21 protein-coding genes are annotated in these 22,847 nt (G+C 66.4%); 10 read left to right on the top strand and 11 right to left on the bottom strand.

What is annotated here, in order from left to right; genetic code table 11:
* Positions 1–27: 27 nt before the first annotated feature.
* Genes ACMUOY_RS03830 through ACMUOY_RS03800 form a run of 7 tightly spaced genes read right to left on the bottom strand, consistent with a single transcriptional unit; the run spans position 28 to position 6,218 of the window.
* Entirely contained in the window at positions 28–1,809 is a 1,782-nt protein-coding gene (locus ACMUOY_RS03830) for a nickel-dependent hydrogenase large subunit (RefSeq protein ID WP_413891267.1), read from the bottom strand.
* A 12-nt stretch (positions 1,810–1,821) separates the two neighbouring features.
* The gene (locus ACMUOY_RS03825; RefSeq protein ID WP_413891265.1) at positions 1,822–2,268 is read right to left on the bottom strand and encodes a hypothetical protein; all 447 of its coding nucleotides are present in this window, start codon (positions 2,266–2,268) and stop codon (positions 1,822–1,824) included.
* A 5-nt stretch (positions 2,269–2,273) separates the two neighbouring features.
* A complete protein-coding gene (locus tag ACMUOY_RS03820) occupies positions 2,274–3,539 on the bottom strand; it encodes a (Fe-S)-binding protein (RefSeq protein WP_413891263.1) in 1,266 nt (421 codons plus the stop codon).
* Positions 3,536–4,195, bottom strand: a complete 660-nt coding sequence (locus ACMUOY_RS03815) for a nitrate reductase (RefSeq protein WP_413891261.1) — start codon at positions 4,193–4,195, stop codon at positions 3,536–3,538. Before ACMUOY_RS03815 ends, ACMUOY_RS03820 begins: the two co-directional genes overlap by 4 nt.
* Positions 4,196–4,197: 2 nt before the next feature.
* Positions 4,198–5,289 carry a hydrogenase small subunit gene (locus ACMUOY_RS03810; protein ID WP_413891259.1) on the bottom strand — a complete coding sequence of 364 codons (1,092 nt, stop codon included), beginning with the start codon at positions 5,287–5,289 and terminating at the stop codon, positions 4,198–4,200.
* Between the two features lie 46 nt (positions 5,290–5,335).
* Complete coding sequence (locus ACMUOY_RS03805) at positions 5,336–5,755, bottom strand: hydrogenase expression/formation C-terminal domain-containing protein (protein ID WP_413891257.1); 420 nt, start codon at positions 5,753–5,755, stop codon at positions 5,336–5,338.
* Positions 5,745–6,218, bottom strand: coding sequence for a HyaD/HybD family hydrogenase maturation endopeptidase (locus ACMUOY_RS03800; RefSeq protein WP_413891255.1), 474 nt, complete (start codon positions 6,216–6,218; stop codon positions 5,745–5,747). Before ACMUOY_RS03800 ends, ACMUOY_RS03805 begins: the two co-directional genes overlap by 11 nt.
* A gap of 145 nt (positions 6,219–6,363) precedes the next feature.
* Here ACMUOY_RS03800 and ACMUOY_RS03795 point away from each other — a divergent pair, with 145 nt between their 5' ends.
* The 7 genes from ACMUOY_RS03795 (at position 6,364) to hypE (ending at position 12,985) form a co-directional block, all read left to right on the top strand.
* On the top strand, positions 6,364–6,615 hold the full coding sequence (locus ACMUOY_RS03795) for a HypC/HybG/HupF family hydrogenase formation chaperone (protein ID WP_413891253.1): 252 nt from the start codon (positions 6,364–6,366) through the stop codon (positions 6,613–6,615).
* A gap of 132 nt (positions 6,616–6,747) precedes the next feature.
* A complete protein-coding gene (gene hypA / locus ACMUOY_RS03790; protein WP_413891251.1) occupies positions 6,748–7,080 on the top strand; it encodes a hydrogenase maturation nickel metallochaperone HypA in 333 nt (110 codons plus the stop codon).
* Between the two features lie 68 nt (positions 7,081–7,148).
* Complete coding sequence (gene hypB, locus ACMUOY_RS03785) at positions 7,149–8,087, top strand: hydrogenase nickel incorporation protein HypB (RefSeq protein WP_413891249.1); 939 nt, start codon at positions 7,149–7,151, stop codon at positions 8,085–8,087.
* Positions 8,088–8,099: 12 nt separating this feature from the next.
* Positions 8,100–10,502: a hypothetical protein gene (locus tag ACMUOY_RS03780; RefSeq protein ID WP_413891247.1), complete on the top strand. Its 2,403-nt coding sequence runs from the start codon at positions 8,100–8,102 to the stop codon at positions 10,500–10,502.
* 25 nt (positions 10,503–10,527) lie between these two features.
* Positions 10,528–10,770: a HypC/HybG/HupF family hydrogenase formation chaperone gene (locus tag ACMUOY_RS03775; RefSeq protein ID WP_413891245.1), complete on the top strand. Its 243-nt coding sequence runs from the start codon at positions 10,528–10,530 to the stop codon at positions 10,768–10,770.
* Positions 10,767–11,924 carry a hydrogenase formation protein HypD gene (gene hypD / locus ACMUOY_RS03770; protein WP_413891243.1) on the top strand — a complete coding sequence of 386 codons (1,158 nt, stop codon included), beginning with the start codon at positions 10,767–10,769 and terminating at the stop codon, positions 11,922–11,924. Before ACMUOY_RS03775 ends, hypD begins: the two co-directional genes overlap by 4 nt.
* Positions 11,921–12,985 (top strand): hydrogenase expression/formation protein HypE, encoded by a 1,065-nt coding sequence (hypE, locus tag ACMUOY_RS03765; protein ID WP_413891241.1) that lies wholly within the window; start codon positions 11,921–11,923, stop codon positions 12,983–12,985. Before hypD ends, hypE begins: the two co-directional genes overlap by 4 nt.
* A gap of 55 nt (positions 12,986–13,040) precedes the next feature.
* Here the strand turns inward: hypE and katG are convergent, their stop codons facing one another.
* Positions 13,041–15,242, bottom strand: a complete 2,202-nt coding sequence (gene katG, locus ACMUOY_RS03760; RefSeq protein ID WP_413891239.1) for a catalase/peroxidase HPI — start codon at positions 15,240–15,242, stop codon at positions 13,041–13,043.
* A 256-nt stretch (positions 15,243–15,498) separates the two neighbouring features.
* Positions 15,499–16,464: an AEC family transporter gene (locus ACMUOY_RS03755; protein WP_413891237.1), complete on the bottom strand. Its 966-nt coding sequence runs from the start codon at positions 16,462–16,464 to the stop codon at positions 15,499–15,501.
* 107 nt (positions 16,465–16,571) lie between these two features.
* Between ACMUOY_RS03755 and ACMUOY_RS03750 the strand changes: the two genes are divergently transcribed.
* Both ACMUOY_RS03750 and ACMUOY_RS03745 read left to right on the top strand, forming a co-directional pair.
* Positions 16,572–18,662, top strand: a complete 2,091-nt coding sequence (locus ACMUOY_RS03750) for an ATP-dependent helicase (protein WP_413891235.1) — start codon at positions 16,572–16,574, stop codon at positions 18,660–18,662.
* Positions 18,663–18,757: 95 nt separating this feature from the next.
* Entirely contained in the window at positions 18,758–19,123 is a 366-nt protein-coding gene (locus ACMUOY_RS03745) for a hypothetical protein (RefSeq protein WP_413891233.1), read from the top strand.
* Between the two features lie 24 nt (positions 19,124–19,147).
* Here ACMUOY_RS03745 and ACMUOY_RS03740 read toward each other — a convergent pair whose 3' ends face one another.
* Both ACMUOY_RS03740 and ACMUOY_RS03735 read right to left on the bottom strand, forming a co-directional pair.
* Complete coding sequence (locus tag ACMUOY_RS03740; RefSeq protein WP_413891231.1) at positions 19,148–20,242, bottom strand: glycosyltransferase; 1,095 nt, start codon at positions 20,240–20,242, stop codon at positions 19,148–19,150.
* Positions 20,243–20,248: 6 nt separating this feature from the next.
* Positions 20,249–21,799: a glycosyltransferase family 39 protein gene (locus ACMUOY_RS03735; protein ID WP_413891229.1), complete on the bottom strand. Its 1,551-nt coding sequence runs from the start codon at positions 21,797–21,799 to the stop codon at positions 20,249–20,251.
* A gap of 212 nt (positions 21,800–22,011) precedes the next feature.
* Here ACMUOY_RS03735 and ACMUOY_RS03730 point away from each other — a divergent pair, with 212 nt between their 5' ends.
* A complete protein-coding gene (locus ACMUOY_RS03730) occupies positions 22,012–22,839 on the top strand; it encodes a hypothetical protein (protein ID WP_413891227.1) in 828 nt (275 codons plus the stop codon).
* Positions 22,840–22,847: the final 8 nt, after the last annotated feature.

Below are 22,847 nucleotides of genomic sequence, written 5' to 3'. Positions count from 1 at the left end.
CAGGACCGACCGTCCCGCCGAAGCGGCTCAGGTCACCTTCACCTGCACCAGTTCCTCGCCTTGCGGATCGGTCACGTGCACGGCGCACGCGATGCAGGGGTCAAAACTGTGCACCGTGCGCAGGATCTCCAACGGTTTCTTGGGGTCGTGCAGGACATGGTTGTCCTGCAAGGCAGCTTCATAAGGCCCGGGCTGGCCCTTGGCATCTCTCGGGCCGGCGTTCCAGGTGCTGGGCACCACGGCCTGGTAGTTGCTGATCTTGCCGTCATCGACCACGATCCAGTGCGAGAGCCCCCCGCGCGGGGCCTCCATCAAGCCCACGCCCTGCATGTGTTTCGGCCAGCTGGAAGGATCCCAATACTGGTCGTTGAAGGTGCGCACGTCGCCCGCCTTGATGTTGGCAATCAGCGCGTCGTACCAGCCCTGCATGGCGTCGGCGATGATCTTTGATTCGAGTCCCCGTGCCGCCGTGCGTCCCAGGGTGGAAAACAGCGCGGAGACCGGCACATCCAGGGTTTTCAGGGTGGAATCGACGAGTGCCCGGGTCTGCTGGTGACCCTTGGCGTACATCAACAGCACACGCGCCAGCGGGCCCACCTCCATGACCTTGCCCTTCCATCGCGGCGACTTGATCCAGGAGTATTTCTTGTCCACGTCCAGGTGCTCATACGGCGGCTTCGGACCGGTGAAGTTGAGGGCCGTCTCGCCCTTGAAAGGATGCAGGCCTTGTGCGTCTCCGGCGCCGTACTGGTACCAGGAGTGGCTCACAAATTCCTGGATCTCGTCGTCCTTGTCCAGATCGATGGGATGAACGGTGGAGAGGTCGCCATTGAGAATGACACCGCGCGGGATGAGGAAGGAATCCTTGTCCCAGATGGACTTCCCAGGAAGGTCACCGAAGGCCATGAAGTTGCCGCCGGTGTTGCCGATGCCGCCCCAGTCCTTGTAGAACGATGCGATGGCCAGCAAGTCGGGCACGTAGACCTGATCAACAAACTCCTGCATCTGCTTGATCACGTTCTGCACGATCTGCAGCCCGACCATGTTGACGGCTGTAGCCGCCTGACCGCCGCCGCCGCGCTGCGGGCCGGCACTGGTCTGAACCGAGATGGCGCAAGGCACGCCGCCGACCACGAAATTCGGATGCGGGTTCTTGCCGCCAAAGATGGTGTGCAGTTTCACCACCTCACGCTGCCAGCTGAGTGCTTCGAGGTAATGGGCCACTGCCATCAGATTGGCTTCCGGCGGCAGCTTGTAAGCTGGATGGCCCCAGTAGGCATTGGAGAAAATGCCCAGTTGCCCCTGATCGACGAAGGTCTTGATCTTCTTTTGCACATCCGCAAAGTAGCCCGGCGAGGACTTGGAATAGCTGGAGATGCTTTGCGCCAGCGCTGAAGTCGCCTTGGGGTCGGCCTTGAGGGATGAAACCACATCCACCCAGTCGAAGGCATGCAGGTGGTAGAAGTGCATGACATGGTCATGCACGTACTGGGTGGCGATCATCAGGTTGCGGATCAGCTCCGCGTTGCGGGGAATGGTGTACCCGGGGATGGCGCGATGCAGCGCATCCTCGACGGAACGCACCGAGGCGACCCCATGCACCAGGGTGCAGACCCCGCAGATGCGTTGGGCGAAGGCCCAGGCGTCCCGCGGGTCGCGTCCGCGCAGGATGATTTCGATTCCGCGCACCATGGTGCCGGCGGAATAGGCCTGGGTGATCTTGCCGGCGGCATCGGTCTGCGCCTCGATGCGCAGATGGCCTTCAATGCGCGTGACAGGGTCAACAACAATGCGCTGTGCTGTGGTCATGGTCAGGTTTCCTCAACGCTGCAGGAAGGTTTCAAGAATCCGGTATTGCTCCCGGGCTTCGGTGTTCTCGGTGCCCAGGCCTTCCGCGACTGTCTGGCAGGTCCGCGCCAGTCGCGCCTGCATGGCGGCGTCCCATGCGATGCTCTCGCCCGGAACAGCGATTCGCACGCACGCCTGCGCGGCCTTGGCAACAAAGTGGCCGGACTGCGCGGTCCAGCTGGCGTCGCTCCCGCACTGGGCAAAGCTGTCCACCCGCGCGGCATGGGCGGCATGAGCGGCCAGCTGCAACTCGGCCTCCGTGATGTCGGGCCTCCCGGCGGACTCCAGGGCGGACTTCACCCGCGCATCGTGGGAGAGGTCCAGGACCCGCCGGCAAAATGCGACGGCGACCTGGCGTTGTCGCTCAACGGGCAGACTCGCCAGCGCCAGCTTGAATGCCTTGTCATCGGTGATCGTCATGGCGGCTAGGCTCCTTTTGCAACGAGATGATCGGCGACCATCTCGGTCAGGCCGACCACGGGCAGGTCCATCTGGTAGTGCTCCAGACCTTCTTCAAGAACGATGCGGCAGTTGGCGCAGGCGGTGACCACGCGGTCCGGCTTGACGGTCTCGAACTGGGACTTCTTGACCTTGAAAGCCTCCAGGCGCAGTGCCTCGCCTTCCTCGATCGCGGAGGCACCGCCGCCGCCGCCGCAGCACCAGTTCATGTAGCCGGCATCCGGCATCTCGACGAAGTTCTTCGCCACCATGTTCAGCAGATTGCGCTGCGGCTGGATGACGCCGCCTCGACGCGCCAGCTGGCAGGGGTCATGGAAGGTCAGACGGTCTTTCTCGAAGCCTTCCGTCTTGAGCAGGCCGAGTTCCTGGAACTCGCCCAGCACTTCAACGATGTGCTGAACCTTGAAGGTGAACGGTCGGCCCACCAGGTTGGCGCCTTCCCAACGCAGGGCGGTGTAGGCGTGTCCACACTCCGGGCTGATGACCGTCTTGACCTTGAGCTTTTCCGCACCTTCGACGATGCGCGAGACGATGACCCGGGCCAGGTCCGAATTGCCGATCTGCATGCCGGCATTGGTGGCTTCGAATGCGGTCGAACACAGCGTCCAGGTCTTGCCGACATGCTGCATGATCTTGGCAATGGCCCCGAGGTACTCGGGAAAGTTCATGATCTCCATCGACGACAGCATGACCATGTATTCGGCGCCTTCCACATCCATCGGGATCGGGATGCCGAAGTCTTTCTCCACATGCTTCATCTGCGCCTTCACGGCGGGCAGCTTCACCCCCATCGGGCTGCCAATCGTGATCGTTCGATTGGCCGCACCCTTGATGCCTTCGGGCGCGTTGCCGGAGGCAGACATGCCTTCACGGAACTTGCGCACCATGTAGACGATGTCGTTGCCGACCGGGCACACCGCCGAGCAGCGGCCGCACAGGGTGCACGAGTTGTAGACCAGTTCCTGCCATTCGCCGAGCTCGGCGTCCGTGACCGGCTTGGACAGTCCCACCGTTTTCTTCAGCCGACCCAGCAGCGTGTATTCCTGCTCGTACAAGCGTCGCATGGGTTCCAGCTTGTGGATCGGGGTGTACTTGGGATTGCCGGTTTCGGTATAGAACAGGCAGGCCTCGGCGCACAGGCCGCAATGGACGCAGCTGTTGAAGTAGCTGGCGATGGGCGCATCGATAACTTCCTTCAGGACGCGCACGCCCTTTTCAAGAGAGGCAGTCATACGGCAACTCCTTTGTGACCGTTGATGGCGCCAATGAACCAGCGTGATCCGAACACCGTGAAGGCGTGAAACAACTTGGTAAACGGCAGAAACACCAGCAGCAGCTCAACACAAAGGATGTGCAAGGCCAGCATGGTGGTGTAAGGCAGCAACAGGTGCCGGACAGCCAGCCATCCAGTCAGGACTGGCAGGAAAGTCAACGTCCAGGTGAACCAGTCTTCAAAAGTGGAGAGAAAGCGCTTCACCGGATTCATGATGCGATCGGCCAGCAGCACCAGCATCGCGACGAGGGTTACGATGGTGACGAGGTCGATGAACTGCGAAGGCAAAGCGGGCCAGGAAATGCCGATCAGACTCTGAATCAGCTTGATGTGGGGTGCGAACAGGAACACCACGATGGCCAGCCCGATGTGAAAAATGGCACCTGCGATGTAGGTGACGGGCGCCTTCTTCAGCATGCCCTCGGCGGGAAGAGTCCGCCGGAAAATCGTCCGCCATCCGGATGCGCCGGGCAGCGCACGCGGTGCCGAGAGGTCTTTCTTGCGTCCCAGGCTGTAGATCTCGAACAAACGCCACAGCACGCCGAGCACAAATATTCCCACGGCAAGGTTGAGGCCCGGTCCGCGGACCCAGGTCAGCAATTGCATTTCATTCATGATCATTTCTCCAGATCGGCCAGGGTGGTGGTCTCATGGCCCGCCTTGGCGGCACGCTTCTTGGCCCGGTTCAGAAAGCTCACGGCAGCGCCGGTCGCCACGCCAACGGCCGCCGCCGCGCCCACCATTTGCAGCGGACCCGCAGGCACCGAAAGCGCCCGGTAGAAACCGCCCGCGTCCCAGAAATCAGGTTCCGAGCAGCCCAGGCAACCATGCCCGGATTCCACGGGCCACGAGGTGCCCGCATTCCACTTGGTCGTGGCGCAGGAGTTGTAGGTCACCGGCCCCTTGCAGCCGAGTTCGAACAGGCACCACCCATTGCGTGCGCCTTCGTCATCGAAGGTCTTCGCGAACTTGCCCTGGTCGTAAAACGGGCGACGGTAGCAGCGGTCGTGGATGGTTTCGCCATAGAAGGCCTTGGGCCGTCCCAAGGCGTCGAGTTCGGGCAGGCTGCCAAAGGTGATGAAATGGGCCAGCACCCCGGTCATCACCACCGGTATGGGCGGGCAGCCAGGAACATTGACGATCGGCCTGTCCTTGATGATGTCCGACACCGCCACCGCGCCGGTGGGATTTGGATTGGCATGGGGGAGCCCCCCGAACGCCGCGCAGGACCCCATGGCCACGATCGCGGCGGCGCCCCTTGAGGCCTCTTTCAGCAACTCCAGGTTGGTCCGGCCGGCGATGCAGGAATACGCGCCCTCCAGTGCCAAGGGAACGGAGCCATCGACGATCAGCAGGTACTTGCCCTGGTTCTCTTTCATCGCGGTGTGCAGTGCCTCCTCGGCCTGGAAGCCCGCAGCGGCCATCAGCGTCTCCTGATAGTCCAGCGAAACCATGTCGAAGATCATGCCTTCGATGGTGGGCGAATGCGATCGGGTGATCGATTCGGTGCAGCCGGTGCATTCCTGGAACGGCAACCAGATGACCGAGGGGCGCCGGGTGGCGGCCGGTGTCGCGGCCAGTGCAGACGCCATGGCGCGCCCCGCAACCGGCGACAGCGCCATCATCGACGCCAGGGTGGCGCAGTATTTCGAAAACGTGCGCCGGCTCACGCCTTGCCGCGCGAGGGTTTCGATCAAGGGACCTTGCATGATGTTTCACCTTCCAATCCGTCACACACTGACGCAACAAACCGTCTCAACCCAAATCCGAAATCAGCAGATCCAGCCGCTCCAGACCGGCTGCGACGTCGTCGATCGGTGCCTTCACCAGTTCGGGCACCACGGCGACTTCGATGAACGCGGACGCCACCCCGCCTTGTCCGTTGTGGTGCGTGACCCACCAGACACCCGGGCAGCTGGTTTCATCCAGCCTGGATTCGCCGCCGGCATCCAGACTGATGTGGGTCTCGCCGTTTCCCAGAGATTCGCGCAGCCATTCGAGGTCGGCCGCAGTCAGCGGCATCGCCAGCAGGTCAATGGTGGAGGCCTCGTTTGCATCCACCAGCCTGCGCACTTTCTGCGCAATCTCGCGGAGCACGACGGGGGCATTGCCGGACAACCCGGCCGCACGACCAGGCACAGGAACCGACACGACGGGAATGCGGTCAAGCTTCATGCTGCCAGGCCCCCACGAGATCGAAAATCGCAGCGGCCACTGCGGGGATGGCGGCGGCCACCACGGGCGTCGGGAATTCGCCCCAGTCCATGACCTGCGGCTGGATCGCCAACATGGCGCGCTTGCCGGGCCAGTGCCCTGCCAACAAGGCGATGGCGCGCAGGTCCGTCAGGCCGACTTCATGCACGGTGGACTTGCGATTTCCCAGCAGGAAAGCATCCATGGCATCGCCTTCGATCAGGCGCCATTGCCCGGCTGGAGAATCGATGTTGGCAGCATCGACCACGATCAGGGCGTCCGCATCCTGAATGGGGCCGGCCAGCGTGAACGACAGCGTACCGCCATCCAGAAGCTCCACATCATCGGGCAGCGCCGGACCTGCCCGCAGCGCCGACAGCACATGAACGCCCACCCCCTCATCCATCAGGAGCGTGTTTCCAATGCCGAGCACCAGGATTCTCATGGTGGCTCAGTTTAGACTTAAGCGTTTGCTGATGTATAGGCCGAGATTTCGGACTTATTGATCCAGATCAAAGCCTGGGCGGGCGCGCAAAGATGCGCCTGCGACGAGGTTATAACGACCTGCCTCCCAAGGAATTTTTTCTGCCATGTGTCTTGCCATACCGATGCAAATCACCGCGATCGACGGACTTTTCGCCCGTTGCGAAGCCCGTGGCACCTTCCGTGACGTATCGGTCTTCATGATCCGGGACGAACTCCCGCAGGTGGGCGACCACGTGATGGTCAGCGCCGGGCAAGCGGTCCGCAAGGTCAGCGAGGAAGATGCGCGACTGTCCTGGGAACTCTACGACCAGATCCTGGCGGAAACGCCAGAGCCACCGGCGCATGGTGATCTGTGACACGTCTTTTCAACCCGTCCGAGCGTTCGAAGATGGCCCGGGCCGCGAAACAGCCCGGCTTGTCGCCAACCGGGTCCGGCGTTTCGCTGACGTCGTGCACAGCGCGCCGTAGCGCTTCAGTCCATGCATGAGATGTCGCTCGCCGAGGGGGTTCTGCAACTGATCGAGGACGCGGCGCGCCTGCAGGCCTTTGCGAAAGTGCGCACGGTCTGGCTGGAGATCGGCCAGCTGTCCGGGGTCGAGCCAGAGGCCATGGCGTTTTGCTTCGACGCCGTCACACGCGGCAGCATCGCGCAGGGCGCGCGCCTGGAGATCATCCGACTGCCCGGCACGGGCTGGTGCATGGCCTGCGCCCGTACCGTCCCGATGACCGAGGTCTTTGGCGAATGCCCCGTGTGCGGCGGCCATCAGATGCAGGTCACCGGCGGCACGGAGATGCGGGTCAAGGAACTCGAAGTAACATGAAACCCGCAGCCCGGGCTGCGACCGGCAGCGCAGGCCCGCGCTGCCCCCAAACGGACCAGGAGACCTGAATGTGCACCACATGCGGCTGCGGCACCGATGAAGTGAAGCTCGAAGGCGGCAACGCCGGGCACGGGCACGGCCATGAACACGTTCATGCCGATGGCACGCGGCACAGCCACGAGCACGGGCATGACCCTGCGCACGAGCACGGACATTCCCACGCGGCAGACGAAGGGCATGGCCATTCACACGCCCCGGGCCTCAGCGCCACGCGCAGGGTGCAGATCGAGCAGGACATCCTGTCCAGGAACAACGCCTATGCGCATGAGAACCGCCAGCATCTGGCCGGGCACGGCATCTTTGCGCTGAACCTGGTCTCCGGCCCCGGATCGGGCAAGACGACGCTGCTGTGCAAGACCATCACGATGCTGGCCGGGCTGCCGGTGGCCGTCATCGAAGGCGACCAGCAGACCAGCATGGACGCCGAACGCATCCGGGCCACCGGCGCGCCCGCCGTCCAGATCAACACCGGCAAGGGCTGCCATCTCGACGCCCACATGGTCGGCCACGCCATGAGCCGGCTGGGCCTGAAGGACGACTCCCTGCTGATGATCGAGAACGTGGGCAACCTGGTCTGCCCCGCCGCCTTCGACCTGGGCGAGGCGCACAAGGTGGTCATCCTGTCGGTGACGGAGGGCGAGGACAAGCCCATCAAGTACCCGGACATGTTCCGCGCGGCCAGCCTGATGCTGCTCAACAAGATCGACCTGCTGCCGCACCTGGACTTTGACGTGGAGGCCGCCCTGGGCTACGCCCGGCGGGTCAATCCGCGGATTCGTGTGATCCAGCTGTCGGCCACCCGCGGCGAGGGCATGGACGAATGGCTGCAGTTTCTGCGTGACGGCCTGGCCAGCGCGGTTGCCGCGAAACAGGAAACCGTCGACAGCCTCAGGCAGCGCATCGCACAGCTCGAGGCGCAGCTGGCGAGTACGCCCGCACAGGGTTGAGCTGGCCCAACGATGTCCGGCCGCCCGGCCCCTGACGCGCTCGCACTGGCAGGCTCCCTATCCTTGGTCGTGGGCGCGATATCGCCGATCCAGGGTGGGCGGCCGGTGCTTTCCGCCGGCCTGCTCGACCGCCTCGCCAGCAGGTACTCCATCGACCAATGGCCAGAGCAGCTGGGCCGCCTGTTCAACCTGTGCGGACACGCCCAGACACTGGCCTCACAACTGGCGCTTCAGGGCACCGGGTCGACCGAATCCAGCGGGGTGATGACGGCCCGCATCGGATTGCTGTTGCGGCTCGTCACAGCAGGTGAACAATTGCAGCGCATGGTGCTGGACTGGCCATCGGCCTGCCCCCAACCCGGGCTGGCGCCCGACATGGCCTTGCTCAAGGCGGCACGACCCGCCACACCCCCCGCTCAAGCGTCCCTCGCCGAGCTCCAGCACCAGATGGACACGCTTTCCACGCTACTGGCCGAGCGCCTGTTCGGCATGCCAGCGGCGGACTGGCTGCGGGAATGGCAGACTCAGCCGGTGGCCTGGCTGCACCACTGGTCCCAGGATTCACACAGTTCAGTGGCGCGCTGGCTGCATGCCATCAGGCCCGACGCGTGCGCTGTGCGCCTGGCCCATCGGGTCCTGCCCACCCCCCAGACCGATCCGGCGGGCTTTGCCGATCTCGGCCAGCGCCTGCTGAACGACCCGGCGCAGTCCCAACGGCCCTCCTGGCACGGCCTGGCGGCGGAAACCGGGCCGTGCACCCGGGGCTGGCAAGGAGGTGGCGCGCCAGGCGACGAGTCCCTGTGGTGGCGACTGGGGGCGCGGGTGGCAGACTTGGCCGCCATCCTGAGCCGGCCTGACAGCCTGCTTTTTGGTTCCCTGACGCTCAGCCCGGACACCGGACTGGGCTGGTGCGAGATGTCGCGCGGCCTGCTGGTGCATGTGGCGCAGGTTCAGCGCCCAACCCCGGAAGCGGCACCCACCATCACCCGCTACCGGCTGCAGGCACCCACCGAGTGGAACTTCCACCCTGACGGTGCGCTGGCCCATTGGCTGCGCCTGACCCCGCCCACGCCCACGCCCGACGGCCTGCGCCTGGCCCGGCTGGCGGCCACGGCACTGGACCCTTGCGTGCAACTCGACGTGCATAGCGCCGAGGAACCGCCGCAGCCGACTTCAGGCCAGATGACTGGCACCGTCCCCTGGGCAGCCCCGTCCCCGTCTGCGCAAACGCTGCCCCGGGCGCTGCCCGCTTGCGTGCTCGCCTTGGGCGCCCACCTGAAAAACAAAGCCTGCCTGGTGGCCGGCGCGCAGGTGTTCTGGTCGGATGCCCATGGCGATCTGGCCGACGTGCAGGCCTGCACCAACCTGCAAGCCTCGGTGGATCGAGTTCTGGCGCTGGCCCGGGCGCAGGGCCATGCCATCCAGGCCGTGGCGCATGACCTGCACCCCGACTTCTTCAGCACCCGGCTGGCGCTGCAGACCGCCGAACGGCTCGGCGTGCCGGCCATCCCCGTGCAACACCATCACGCCCATGTGGCGGTGCTGCTCGCTGAAGCAGGGCTGACCCAGGCGACGTCCGGCCTGGGGCTGGACGGCTATGGCATGGGCAGTGATGGCACGGCCTGGGGTGGCGAGCTGCTACGGGTGGACACGACCGGATGGCAGCGACTCGGCCGCCTGAGCCCGCTGGCCCTGCCCGGCGGCGACAGAGCCGCCCTCGAGCCCTGGCGCATGGCGGCGGCCGCCCTGCACGCAATGGGGCGGGGCGGCGAGATCGTGCCGCGCTGGTCGGCGGCCGTGGGCGAGCCTGCTGCCCAGACGATTGCGGCGATGCTGGAACGCGACGTGCGTTGCCCCCTGACATCGAGCGCCGGCCGCTGGTTCGACGCCGCCGCGGCAGCGCTGGGCCTGTGTCTGCGCCAGAGCCACGAGGCCGAGGCCGCCATCGCCTTGCAGCAGTGCGCGCAGGCCTGGCTGGACCGCCAGCCGCCCGGCGACCTTCCCGACCTGGACGCCGTCACCCGACACCGCCTGGGCCCTGAGAGTGAACTGGTCCTGTTGGGCCTGCTGGAGCCCTTGCTGGCGCTTGGTGATCCGGCTGCGAAGCGTGACGATGACGCCATCGGTCGCGCCGCCGCGCAATTTCACATCTCACTGGCCTCGGCACTGACCGACTGGGTCTGCCGCACCATGCCCGCAGACCCAGAGCCGTTCGTGGTCGCGCTCTCGGGCGGCTGCTTCCACAACGGACTGCTGCGTGATCATGTGCAGCGCAAACTGGCGCAAAGCGGCGGCGCCATACTCGCCACGACCGAACCCGGCGATGCGACACTGGCGCTGGGCCAGGCGTGGGTCGCCGCCTGGCACGTGGCCAATGGGTGTGCCAGCACAATGACCGACTTGACCGCACCCTGATCCCCATCCCGAAGGAAAACAAATCATGTGTCTCGCTGTCCCCGCCCGCGTGGTCGAATGCCTGGAGGGCGACCGCGCCCTGATCGACCTGGAAGGCGTGCGCATGGAGATCTCCCTCGAACTCATCGACGACGTGCGCCCGGGCGACTACGTGATCGTGCATGTCGGCTACGCCATCGGCAAGCTCGACGAAGAAGAGGCGCTGGCCACGCTGCAGGCCATGGCCGCGATGGCGCAGGCGGATGCCCGCGACGGCGCAAAACCATGAAATACGTCGATGAGTTTCGCAACGCCGACCTGGCCCGCGGCTTGGCGCGCGCCATCGCCCAGGCGGTGGCGCCCGGGCACCGCTACAACCTGATGGAGTTCTGCGGCGGCCACACCCACGCCATCGCCCGCCATGGCCTGCGCGCTCTGCTGCCGCCCGAGATTGAACTGATCCACGGCCCCGGCTGCCCGGTCTGCGTGCTGCCGATCGGCCGCATCGACCAGGCCATCGCGCTGGCGCGTGACCACGGCGTGCTGCTGTGCACCTACGCCGACCTGATGCGGGTGCCGGCCTCCAACGCCAGCTCGCTCATGAAAGCGCGTAGCCAGGGTGCCGACGTGCGCATGGTGTATTCGGCCATCGACGCGCTGAAGCTGGCGCAGCAACACCCCGATCGTGAGGTGGTGTTCCTGGCCATCGGCTTCGAGACCACCACGCCGCCCACCGCGTCAGTGCTGCGCCAGGCCCGCGCCCTGGGTCTGCGCAACTTCTCGGTTCTGTGCAACCACGTGCTGACCCCGCCGGCCATGCGCGGCATCCTGGGTCCGCCGCCGGGCAGCGCCACCTCGGCGCACCTGCACGGATTCATCGGGCCGGCCCACGTCTCGACCGTGATCGGAAGCGAGCCCTATCGCTTCTGCGCCGACGACTACCACCGTCCCGTGGTGATCACGGGATTCGAGCCGCTGGACGTGATGCAGGCCGTGCTGATGCTGGTGCGCCAGCTCAACGAGGGTCGTGCCGAGATCGAGAACCAGTTCACCCGCTCCGTGACGCCGCTGGGCAACCAGAAGGCCCAGGCCTTGATGGCCGAGGTGTTCGAGCTGCGCGACAGCTTCGAGTGGCGCGGGCTGGGCAGCCTGCCATTTTCGGCGCTCAAGTTGCGCCCCGAATACGCCAGCTTCGACGCCGAGCAACGCTTTGCCGCGCCCTACCGCGCGGTCGCCGATGCCAAGGCCTGCGAATGCGGCGCCATTCTGCGCGGCGAGAAGCGCCCGCAGGACTGCCGCGTGTTCGGCACCGTCTGCACGCCGGACAACCCGATCGGCTCGTGCATGGTGTCGTCCGAAGGCGCCTGCGCTGCCCACTACACCTACGGCCGCTTCATGACCGACATGCCAACGATTGCAGAAAAGCCAGGAGCCACCGCATGAGCCCTGTCAAGCCCGGCTACACCCGGCCGCTGGACGTGCGCCATGGCCGCATCGACATGAGCCACGGCAGCGGCGGGCGCTCCATGGTGCAGCTGATCGAGCAGATCTTCCTGAGCGCCTTCGACAACCCGGCGCTGGCCGCCCGCGACGACCACGCCGTGCTGGCCACCCCGCCCGAGCTGGCGCTGGGCGGCCGGCTGGTGATGGCCACGGACAGCCACGTGGTCTCGCCGCTGTTCTTCCCCGGCGGCGACATCGGCTGCCTGTCGGTGCATGGCACGGTCAACGACGTGGCCATGGCCGGCGCGCGCCCGCTGTGGCTCTCGGCCGGCTTCATCCTGGAAGAAGGCTTTCCACTGGCTGACCTGCAGCGCATCGTGACCTCCATGGCGCGGGCCGCCGCCGAGGCCGGCGTGCCCATCGTCACCGGCGACACCAAGGTGGTGCAGGCCGGCAAGGGCGATGGCGTGTTCATCAACACCACCGGCGTGGGCGTGACGCGCCCCGGCATGCACATCAGCGGTTCGCTGGCGCGACCAGGTGACGCCATCCTGGTGTCCGGCACGATGGGCGACCACGGCGTGGCCGTGATGTCGGTGCGTGAGGGCCTGAGCTTCGGCACCACGCTGTTGTCCGACACCCAGTCGCTGCACACCCTGGTGGCGGCGATGCTCGACGCGGTGCCGGGCATCCACGTGCTGCGCGATCCGACGCGCGGCGGCCTGGGCGCCACGTTGAACGAAATCGCCAGCCAGTCGGGCGTAGGCATGCGCCTTGTGGAGTCCGCCATTCCGGTGCGCGGCGCGGTGCGCGCCGCCTGCGAGTTGCTGGGGCTGGACCCCTTGTACGTGGCCAACGAAGGCAAGCTGCTGGCCATCTGCCCTGTGGATCAGGCTGACGCCTTGCTGGCCGCCATGCGCGCCCACCCGCAGGGGCGCGACGCCGCGCGCATCGGCAGCGTGGTGGACGACCCCAACCGTTTCGTGCAGATGACCACCAAGCTGGGCGGGCAACGCATGGTGGACTGGCTCTCGGGCGAACAGTTGCCGCGCATCTGTTGAGGGCGAAGGGCCCCACAGTCCCCGGCGCCGTTCAGGTCGCCAAACGCCAGCCCGGTTATCGCAAGTCGAAGCGGTCCAGGTTCATGACCTTGGTCCAGGCGGCGACAAAGTCGCGCACGAACTTCTCCCGCGCATCGTCCTGCGCATAGACCTCGGCCAGCGCGCGCAATTGTGAATTGGCGCCGAAGGCCAGGTCGACACGGGTCGCGGTCCACTTCAACGCACCGCTGCGGCGGTCGCGGCCTTCGTAGGCGTTTTCACCCACCGGCGTCCAGGCGATGCCCATGTCCACCAGATTCACGAAGAAGTCGTTGCTGAGCCGGCCGAGCCGGTCGGTGAAGACACCCTCGCGCGCACCGTCCACGTTGGCGCCCAGCACGCGCAGGCCGCCCACCAGCACGGTCATCTCCGGCGCACTGAGCGTCAGCAGCTGCGCCCGGTCGAGCAGCATCTCTTCGGGCGCCACGCGCAAGGCGCTGCGGCGCCAGTTGCGGAAACCGTCAGCCTGCGGTTCAAGCACCGCGAAAGAGGCCACATCGGTCTGCGCCTCGGTGGCGTCGGTGCGCCCCGGCGTGAACGGCACCTCCACCACATGGCCAGCGGCTGCAGCCGCCGACTCCACACCGGCGTTGCCCGCCAGCACGATCAGGTCGGCCAGCGACACCTGCTTGCCACCGGTTTGCGCGGCGTTGAACGCGCTGCGCACACCAACCAGCACCGCCAGGACGCGGGCGAGCTGTGCCGGCTGGTTCACGGCCCAGTCTTTCTGTGGTGCCAGGCGAATGCGCGCGCCGTTGGCACCGCCGCGCTTGTCGCTGCCACGGAAGGTGGAGGCCGAGGCCCAGGCGGTGGAAACCAGCTCCGGGACGCTCAGGCCGCTGGCCAGCACCTTCGCCTTCAACAGGGTGATGTCCCCGGCGTCGATCAGCGGATGGTCCACAGCCGGCAGCGGGTCCTGCCAGACCAGGTCTTCAGCCGGCACTTCCGGGCCCAGGTAACGCGCCTTCGGCCCCATGTCCCGGTGGGTCAGCTTGAACCAGGCGCGGGCATAGGCATCGGCAAATTCGTCGGGGTTCGCCAGGAAATGACGCGAGATCTTTTCGTAGACCGGGTCGAAGCGCAGCGACAGGTCGGCGGTCGTCATCATCGGGCGGTGCTTCTTCGTCGGGTCGTGCGCGTCGGGGATCAGGTCTTCCTCTGCCACCTCTTTCGCCAGCCACTGGTGCGCGCCAGCGGGACTCTTCACCAGTTCCCACTCGTACTTGAACAAGGTCTTGAAATAGCCCATGTCCCAGGTCGTGGGGTTGGGTTTCCAGGCACCTTCAATACCGCTGGTGGTGGTGTCGCCACCCTTGCCGGACCTAAACGCGTTGATCCAGCCCAAGCCCTGGGTTTCCATGGGCGCCGCCTCGGGCTCCGGGCCGACGAGCTTGGGATCACCGGCGCCATGGGCCTTGCCGAAGGTGTGACCGCCGGCCACCAGGGCCACGGTCTCGTAGTCGTCCATGGCCATGCGGGCAAAGGTTTCGCGCACGTCGCGGCCGGAGGCCACCGGGTCGGGCTTGCCATTGGGGCCTTCGGGGTTCACGTAGATCAGGCCCATCTGAACGGCGGCCAACGGGTTTTCCAACTCGCGTTCTCCGCTGTAGCGCTGGTCGCCCAGCCAGTCGGCCTCGGCACCCCAGTAGATATCTTCCTCGGGCGCCCAGATGTCTTCGCGGCCTCCGCCGAAGCCAAAGGTCTTGAAGCCCATCGACTCCATCGCCACGTTGCCGGCCAGGATCATCAGGTCGGCCCAGGAGAGGGCGTTGCCGTACTTGCGCTTGATGGGCCACAACAGGCGGCGCGCCTTGTCCAGGTTGCCGTTGTCCGGCCAGCTGTTCACCGGCGCAAAACGCTGGTTGCCGGTGCCGGCGCCGCCACGGCCATCGGCCGTGCGGTAAGTGCCGGCGCTGTGCCAGGCCATGCGCACGAAGAGGCCGCCGTAATGGCCCCAGTCGGCGGGCCACCAGTCCTGCGAATCAGTCATGAGCGCCACCAGATCCTGCTTCAGCGCCGCATAGTCCAACGTGCCGAAGGCATGGGCGTAGTCGAAATCCGCGCCCAGCGGGTTGGACGCGGGCGCGTGCTGGTGCAGGATGGCCAGGTTGAGCTGGTTCGGCCACCAGTCCCGGTTGGACCGGGTGCCGGCGGTGGTGCGGGCGCCGTGCGCGCCGGCAAAAGGACATTGGGCAGCGGGGTTGGACGATGTGCTCACGGGTGATCTCCGGAATCGGGTGGAAGACATGCAGCCGTTCAGAAGGCTGCGGCAAAGGCCGTCAGAGTGTCCAGCCAGAAGGCGAAAGCGGTTAGGTTCGTCGTCATGGTCGGGCCCCGACAGGTCAGGAAGCCTCGAATGTAGGCAGCCCCTGTGTCGAAGTAAATTCAATTGATTGAATCAATGCAATAGGCAAAGCCAATGCACAAATCCATCTTTGTCAGCGCCACCCCACGGGCCGTGCCCGCGCGACCGGTCAGATGAGCAGAGAAACCGCGCCGGAAAACGTGAGGAAGGCCGCTGCCGTGGACACCAGGATGATGCGCGCGATGCGCCCGTTGTCCGCGCCAAAGCGCTCGGCCAGCAGCGACACATTGCTGGCGCTGGGCAGCGCCGCGATCAGCACCATCACCGTGAGCGCAAACCGGTCCAGCGGCACCCCAAGCGCAATCGCCGTCGCGCCCACCAGCAGCACCAGCAAGGGGTGAAGCAGCAGCTTGATGGCCGCCACCGGGAGGTAGTCGATCAGCGGCACGGCGGGGTGGTCGTGCAGCGCCGCACGCATCTGCGAGCGCGCCAGCACCGCGCCGATGGTGAACAGCGCCACCGGCGAGGCCGCGTCCGCCAGCAGGCCCACCGTCTTGAGCACCGGGCCCGGCAGCTCGAAGGTGAAGAACGAGGCCAGCGCGCCCAGCAGGATGGACCACGGCAGCGGGTTGACGAGCATGCCCTTGAGCGCGTTCTGGGCCGCGTGAGCCACGCCGTGCTCGTCGGCGCTGTCCAGCCGGGACAGCGCAATGCACAGCGAGGTGGTGATCACCATGTCCACCATGATGGTCACGATGATGGGGCCTGCGGCGCGCGGCCCCAGCAGGGCCACCAGCAGCGGCACGCCCATGAAGCCGGTGTTCGGGAAGGCCGCCACCAGCGCACCGAAGGCGCCATCGTTCCAGCCGATGCGGGCATTCAGGCTGATCGTCACGGTGAAGGCCACGATCACCAGCGCACACAGCAACCAGGTGAAAAACACGCCCGCATCCAGCAACTGCGCGATCGGCGTGGTGGCACCAAAGCGGTACAGCATGCAGGGCAGCGCAAAGAACAGCACAAAGCCGTTGAGCCCCGCGATCGCCTCCAGCGGCAGCATGCGCTGGCGGGCCGCAATGTAGCCGGCCAGAACGAGTGCAAAGAAAGGGAAAGTGACGAGCAGGATGGAGAGCACGGGGGCTATTGTCCCCGCAACCTGAAAACCTTTCGCGCGCCGCCATGGCCCCCGGTATGATTCGCCGCTCGGTCCGCCCCTACCCGCCTTTCGCAGCCCCTCCCCCCATGTCCTCCGGTCTCAATCTCGCCCAGCAGGAAGCGGTGAACTTCATGCACGGCCCCTGCCTGGTGCTGGCGGGCGCGGGTTCGGGCAAGACGCGGGTGATCACGCACAAGATCGCGCGGCTGATCCAGGCCGGGATGGAGCCCAAGCGCATCGCCGCGATCACCTTCACCAACAAGGCCGCCGCCGAGATGCGCGAGCGCGCCAAGGGGCTGATCGGCCGCGGCGCGAAAGAGGTGGTGGTCTGCACTTTTCACGCCCTGGGCGTGCGCATGATGCGCCAGGACGGCGCGGTGCTGGGCCTCAAACCCCAGTTCAGCATCCTGGACAGCGACGACGTGACCAGCATCCTGAAGGACTGCGGCGGCACCACCGATGCCGCCACCGCGCGCCAGTGGCAGTGGGCCATCAGCCTATGGAAAAACACCGGGCTGAACGCCGCCCAAGCCGAGGCGCAGGCGAAGGACGACAGCGAGCGCATCACCGCGCGCATCATGGCCCGATACGAAGAGCGCCTGAGCGCCTACCAGAGCGTCGATTTCGACGACCTGATCGGCCTGCCGCTAAAGCTGCTGGCGGAGTTTCCGGAGGTGCGCGCCAAATGGCAGGCGGCGCTGGGCCATGTGCTGGTGGACGAGTACCAGGACACCAACGCCTCGCAGTACGAGGTGCTCAAGCACCTGGTGGGTGAGCGCGGGCGCTTTACCGCCGTGGGCGATGACGACCAGTCCATCTACGGCTGGCGCGGCGCGACGCTGGACAACCTGAAGCGTCTGCCGCAGGATTTTCCCCAACTCAAAGTCGTCAAGCTGGAGCAGAACTACCGCTCGACCAGCGCCATCCTGCGCGCGGCCAACAACGTGATCGGCCCCAACCCCAAGCTCTACCCCAAGACGCTGTTCAGCGAGCTCGGCGAAGGCGAGCCGGTGCGCGTGGTGGACGCGGACAACGAAGAGCACGAGGCCGAGCGCATGGTGGCGCGCATCCAGAGCCTGCGCGAGACCTCGCAACACAAGGAATGGCGCGACTTTGCCGTGCTGTACCGCGCCAACCACATGGCCAAGCCCTTCGAAAAGGCGCTGCGCCGCGCCAACGTGCCGTACAAGGTGTCAGGCGGCCAGAGCTTCTTCGACCGCGCCGAGATCAAGGACCTGTGCGCCTGGTTCCGGCTGTGGGTCAACAACAACGACGACCCGGCCTTCCTGCGCGCCATCACCAGCCCGAAGCGTGGCATCGGCCACCAGACGCTGCAAAGCCTGGGCGAGTTCGCCGGTAAATACCGCCTGAGCCTGTTCGCCGCGCTGTTCTCGCACAGCCTGCCGGCGGCCTTGCCGGCGCGCGCCGTGGGCAGTCTGCACGAGTTCGGCCGTTTCGTGAACGACCAGGAATACCGCGCCCGGCACACCCATGGCGCCGAAGCCGCGCGCGCCTTTCTGACCGACTGGCTGAAAGACATCGGCTACGAGAAGCACCTGTACGAAGGCGAGGAGAACGAGAAGGTGGCCGCCGCGCGCTGGACCAACGTGATCGAGTTTTGCGACTGGATGGGTGCGCGTTGCGGCGGGGAGATCGACGACGCGGCCGGGGTCAGCATCGCCAGCGAAAAGAAAAGTCTGCTGGAAGTGGCCCAGACCATCTCGCTGCTGTCCACCCTGGACGAGCGCGAGCAGGACCCCAACATGCTGACCCTGTCCACGCTGCATGCGTCCAAAGGGCTGGAATGGCCGCATGTGATGCTGGTGGGGGTGAACGAGGGCCTGCTGCCTTTCAAGCTCGGTGATGACGAGGCGGCATCCGGGCAGGCCGGCGGCCCGATGAGCGAGGGCATCCTGCAGCGCCTGCAGGAAGAGCGGCGCCTGATGTACGTGGGCATCACCCGCGCGCAGCGCACGCTGGCGGTGAGCTGGACGCGTCGGCGCAAGAAGGGCCGCGAAGTCGTGCCCGCGCAGCCCAGCCGCTTCATCGCCGAGATGGCGCTGGATGCGGCCACCGTGCGCGAGGACCCGCGCGAGAAGCTGCGCGCGCTGCGCGCCGAATTCGCGAAGAAGGCGCTGGCCACGGCCGACGCTGCCGCCGCTGGAGCTCGCGCATGAAACGGCTGGCCGGGCTGTCAAACGCTATTGTTTTGGTAGCTATTTGTGTCCATCCCGCGCTGGGAAATGCCCAAAATTCTTCTGAAACGGTCCCGGTGGCGTGCCCACAAGCCTCGGAAGTCACCGCGTTGCACCTGTACGGCGCCTGGCAGGCGCGCTGGGAGGGCGTGCGCGAAGCGGCGACGCTGACGCTGGGCCGCAGCGAGGACCACCCCGATGGCTTGCGCGGCACGATTCGGCGCCCGGCGGGCCAGAGCCCGGCGCAGGCCCTGGTGGCCGGCGATGTGGACAACGGCGCCTTCACCCTGGAGGAGTCCACCGACGGCCGCGCCATCAGCGCCACCTGGAGCGGCAGCTTTGCGGATCAGGCCTGCGGAAAGGAAATCCGTGGCACCTGGACCGATACCGCCACGCGCATCGAGCGAGCGTTCGTGCTGCGCAAGCAGCCGGGTTGGCAGTAGCGCGCCGAGCGCTGGCGGGGATCCTCAGCCGGCCTTGGGCGTTTTCCAGGTGTAGACCGCGGTCACGGCGTAGTTCCACACCGCCCCCACCAGCACGCCGGCAATCGCCGAGGTGATCCAGAAGCTGTCCTTGTGGAACAGGTAGTCGGCGATGCCGACGTTGGCCAGCGCCCCGACGCTGCAGGCCACCACGAACGACAGCCAGCCCCGCACGAAGCTCCAGCCGCGCAGACGCATGTCGCGGTAGGTCAGTACGTTGTTCATCACGTAATTGCTGGTCATGGCCACCAGCGTGGCGCCACTCTGGGCCCACAAAAAGGACGTGCCCATGCCCTTGAACATTCCGGCCAGCACGATCAGGTGCACCACCAGGCCCAGGCCGCCGACCAATGAGAACGCGATGAAGCGGATGGGCACCACGCCGCCGGTGAACTTGTCCAGCAGCATGATGAAGTATTCCCAGGCCACGTTGGTATCCAGCTTGCTTTCGCCGGCGACGCGGTTGCGGAACTCGTAGGGCAGCTCGCGGTGGCGCAGCGGCGTGGGCGACGTGGCGAACAGATCCAGCAGGATCTTGAAGCCGACGCCGGACATGCCGGCCTTGATGCAGGCCAGGGCGGCCTCGTGGCGGATCATGAAGAAACCGCTCATCGGGTCTTTCAGGTCGGCCTTGAGCACCACGCGGCTGAGCTGCGTGGCCCAGCGGCTGAAGGCCGCGCGGGATGAATCCCAGTTGCCGATGCCGCCGCTCTCCACGTAGCGGCTGCCGACCACCACGTCCAGATCGCCGCCCTGGATCAGCTCGAACATTTTGGGCAGCAGGCGTTCATCGTGCTGCAGGTCGGCGTCGATCACGGCAACGATGGGCGCGGATGAGGCCAGCATGCCCTCGATACAGGCGGTGGAGAGCCCGCGGCGACCGATGCGCTGGATGCAGCGCACACGCCGGTCCGCCTGCGCCATCTCGCGCACCGCCTGAGCGGTGCCGTCGGGCGAGTTGTCGTCCACAAAGATCATCTCCCAGTCGATGCCGGTGAGCGCCTCAGCCACGCGGTTGCGCAGCTCGACGACGTTGCCAAGCTCATTGAAGGTCGGCACGATGACGGAAAGTTGTGGCATTGTTTTTTACCTTGTCTGCGGGTCGGTCCCGCCCGTGGCCGCCCGCGCCCCATTGTGTCGCGGATGGCCTTTGTAATTGGTGCAGCGGTAGATGTCCACCCGCCGGGTGACCTTGCCAAAGGCGCGCGCCTCCACCGTCTCGATGCGCTCCACCGAATCGAACCAGGGTTTCAGGCGCTCCAGGTCCAGGTCGCCCGCGTCCTGGTCCGACACCACCAGGATGCCGGTGGCGCCGCGCAGGTCGCGATCCAGCGGGAAGTAATCGAACTGCAGCGCCTTGTCGCCGTAGATGTCGTGCGCGTAGGTGCGCGGCTGACCGGGCAGGTAGTAGCGCATCAGTGAGCTGATCTTGTAGTTCGGGCCGAACACGAAGGTCTCGCGGCCCTCGGCGCGCAAGCTGGCTTCAGCCTTTGCGACCCGCGTCGCGGCCTTCTGCCAGCCGCTCCAGCTGTTCATGTCGCCCGGAACCGGCAGGTTGGGAATCCAGAACACCAGGCCGGCCGCCAGCAGCAGGATGGCGGACGACGCCAGCCCGCGCACCAGGCGCCGCAAACCGCCGTCACGCGTCAGCACATATTGCACGCCCAGGATCACCAGCGACCAGTAGGCCGGCGCCAGCCAGTTGATCTTGGCAATCGAACGGAAGCTGACCAGGGTGAACACCAGAATCGGCACCGCACCACTGAGCAGCAGCAGCCGCGTGCGGTCGTCCACCGATGCGCCCAGTCCACCGCGCGCGCCGCGAATCAGCGCGCCGATCGCCACGACAAACAAGTAAGGCGTGAGAAGCAGGAACTGCGTGGCCACCAGCATCAGGAAATAGCGCGGCTTGAAACCGCCCATCTCGCCGACGCGGCGGCTGCTCTGGAAGGCCAGGGAGACCCAGTCGTGCTGGGCGTTCCAGATCAGCACCGGCGCGAACACCGCGATCGCCACCCCAACCGCCAGGTAGGGTTGCGGCTTGCCGAACCAGTGGCGCTGGCGCGGCGAGGTCAGCAGGTACAGCAGCACCACCGGCCCCAGCAGCACGCCGGAATACTTGCCCAGCATGGACAGCCCGATGAAGCCGCCAGCGGCGAACCACCAGCGGGCGTTACCGGTCTGGCTGAGGCGCCAGACCGCCCAGATCGCGCCGGTCCAGGCGAAGATCAGCGGGCTGTCGGGCGTCGGCCCGAGCCCGAAGGCCTCGTAGACGAAGGTCAGGTTCAGCGCCGCGATACTCCAGAAGGCCAGCCGGCGATCGCCGTACATGTCCAGGATCAGGCGCACCCAGAGCAGGTTCCAGCCCAGCGCCCACAGCACGGCGGCGGACTTGATGCCGAAGATCGACTGGCCGAACAGCGCGGTGGTCAGCACCATGCTGTAGGTGGCCAGCGGCGGATGGTCGAAATACGACCAGTCCAGATGCCGGCTCCAGCTCCAGTAATACGCCTCCTGCGGCAGCAGCGGCGCGGTGGCCGCCAGCAGCAGGCGCAGCACGGTGAAACCGGCGATCAGCCAGGCGATGGAATGGGTCCGGTCGGGGAGTGACTGCCAGCGGCTGTCCGGAAGAGGCATGAAATGAAGCGAGGGTGGGGATCGCGTGCCCGGCGCCGCACCTCTGCTGGACGCCCGAAACGATGCTGCGGATGGTAAACGATCGCGCCGATGGCTCCCTGACAGCGCGGGAACGCGACGACCGGGCATGGATAATCAACGCGGCCCGCCGGGCGTGGCATCAGCCCCCAGAATCCGCTGCCTCTGCCCCGGCCCACACCGAAACAGACCCCGTGATCGAACCCCCGAACACCCCCCTCATCGACGCTGCAGCCGCTGCACTGGCCGCCAGCACCGACCGCGTCGTGATCCTTTCGCACTCGGGGCGGCGCTACGTGGCCAAGCGCGTGGCGCCGCAGCCGCGCTCGCGCCTGCAGGCCGTGGCCGTGCGCTGGCTGGTGAAAGGGATCACCGGGCAGTCGCTGCCGATGCAGACGCTGCGGCTGGCCGATGCGGCCACCGGCGTCGGCTTCGAGGCACGCCGGCTGCGCGCGCTGGAGCAGGCCGGCCAGCGCGTGCCGCACCTGGTGCACGAAGGCCCGGACTACCTGCTACTGGAGCATTGCGGCAACACCGTCGCCAACCTGCTGGAGGACTGGACGGCGGACACCTGCCGCACCGAGATGGAGAACGAGGCGCGCGAGCTCGGTGCCTTCCACCGCGCGGCCCAGTGGCACGGCGCGTCGCAGATCAAGAACCTGACGCGCCACGGCGGCGCCACCTGGCGCATCGACTTCGAGGAAGACTTCGGCGAGCTCGTGCCACTGCCGGTGGTGCAGGCGCTGGATGTGATCCTGTTTCTGAACTCGGTCTCGCTGGCCGGGGCCGTGGACGAAGCCGAATCCCGCCGGCTGCTGCCCCGGCTGCTGGCTCTGTGTCTGGAAGAGAACCCCGACTCTCGCGTGCGCGACACGCTGCTGCGCGCCCGCCCCTGGGTCAACCGACTGGCCTGGCTCAGCGCCCCGCTGCGCCGGCGCACCGTGCGCGGGCGCCAACGCAAGGGCGCTCTGAGGCTGGCGCTGCTGGCCGATGCGCTGGCAACCCTCTCCGACGCGCCTTGATCGGGGCC

The sequence above is a fragment of the Candidatus Skiveiella danica genome, from assembly GCF_022705245.1.
Lineage (GTDB): Bacteria > Pseudomonadota > Gammaproteobacteria > Burkholderiales > Burkholderiaceae_C > Skiveiella > Skiveiella danica.
This window is presented reverse-complemented; position numbering and strand designations above follow the sequence as displayed.

Bases quoted from the DNA above. Each gene is read 5' to 3' on its own strand.
- hypE (WP_413891241.1), top strand. From the start codon at position 11,921: ATGAGCCCTGTCAAGCCCGGCTACACCCGGCCGCTGGACGTGCGCCAT.
- ACMUOY_RS03735 (WP_413891229.1), bottom strand. From the start codon at position 21,799: ATGCCTCTTCCGGACAGCCGCTGGCAGTCACTCCCCGACCGGACCCAT.
- ACMUOY_RS03830 (WP_413891267.1), bottom strand. From the start codon at position 1,809: ATGACCACAGCACAGCGCATTGTTGTTGACCCTGTCACGCGCATTGAA.
- ACMUOY_RS03750 (WP_413891235.1), top strand. From the start codon at position 16,572: ATGTCCTCCGGTCTCAATCTCGCCCAGCAGGAAGCGGTGAACTTCATG.
- ACMUOY_RS03800 (WP_413891255.1), bottom strand. From the start codon at position 6,218: ATGAGAATCCTGGTGCTCGGCATTGGAAACACGCTCCTGATGGATGAG.
- ACMUOY_RS03740 (WP_413891231.1), bottom strand. From the start codon at position 20,242: ATGCCACAACTTTCCGTCATCGTGCCGACCTTCAATGAGCTTGGCAAC.
- hypA (WP_413891251.1), top strand. From the start codon at position 6,748: ATGTCGCTCGCCGAGGGGGTTCTGCAACTGATCGAGGACGCGGCGCGC.
- hypD (WP_413891243.1), top strand. From the start codon at position 10,767: ATGAAATACGTCGATGAGTTTCGCAACGCCGACCTGGCCCGCGGCTTG.
- ACMUOY_RS03795 (WP_413891253.1), top strand. From the start codon at position 6,364: ATGTGTCTTGCCATACCGATGCAAATCACCGCGATCGACGGACTTTTC.
- ACMUOY_RS03775 (WP_413891245.1), top strand. From the start codon at position 10,528: ATGTGTCTCGCTGTCCCCGCCCGCGTGGTCGAATGCCTGGAGGGCGAC.
- ACMUOY_RS03805 (WP_413891257.1), bottom strand. From the start codon at position 5,755: ATGAAGCTTGACCGCATTCCCGTCGTGTCGGTTCCTGTGCCTGGTCGT.
- ACMUOY_RS03780 (WP_413891247.1), top strand. From the start codon at position 8,100: ATGTCCGGCCGCCCGGCCCCTGACGCGCTCGCACTGGCAGGCTCCCTA.
- ACMUOY_RS03820 (WP_413891263.1), bottom strand. From the start codon at position 3,539: ATGACTGCCTCTCTTGAAAAGGGCGTGCGCGTCCTGAAGGAAGTTATC.
- ACMUOY_RS03810 (WP_413891259.1), bottom strand. From the start codon at position 5,289: ATGCAAGGTCCCTTGATCGAAACCCTCGCGCGGCAAGGCGTGAGCCGG.
- hypB (WP_413891249.1), top strand. From the start codon at position 7,149: ATGTGCACCACATGCGGCTGCGGCACCGATGAAGTGAAGCTCGAAGGC.
- ACMUOY_RS03825 (WP_413891265.1), bottom strand. From the start codon at position 2,268: ATGACGATCACCGATGACAAGGCATTCAAGCTGGCGCTGGCGAGTCTG.
- ACMUOY_RS03815 (WP_413891261.1), bottom strand. From the start codon at position 4,195: ATGAATGAAATGCAATTGCTGACCTGGGTCCGCGGACCGGGCCTCAAC.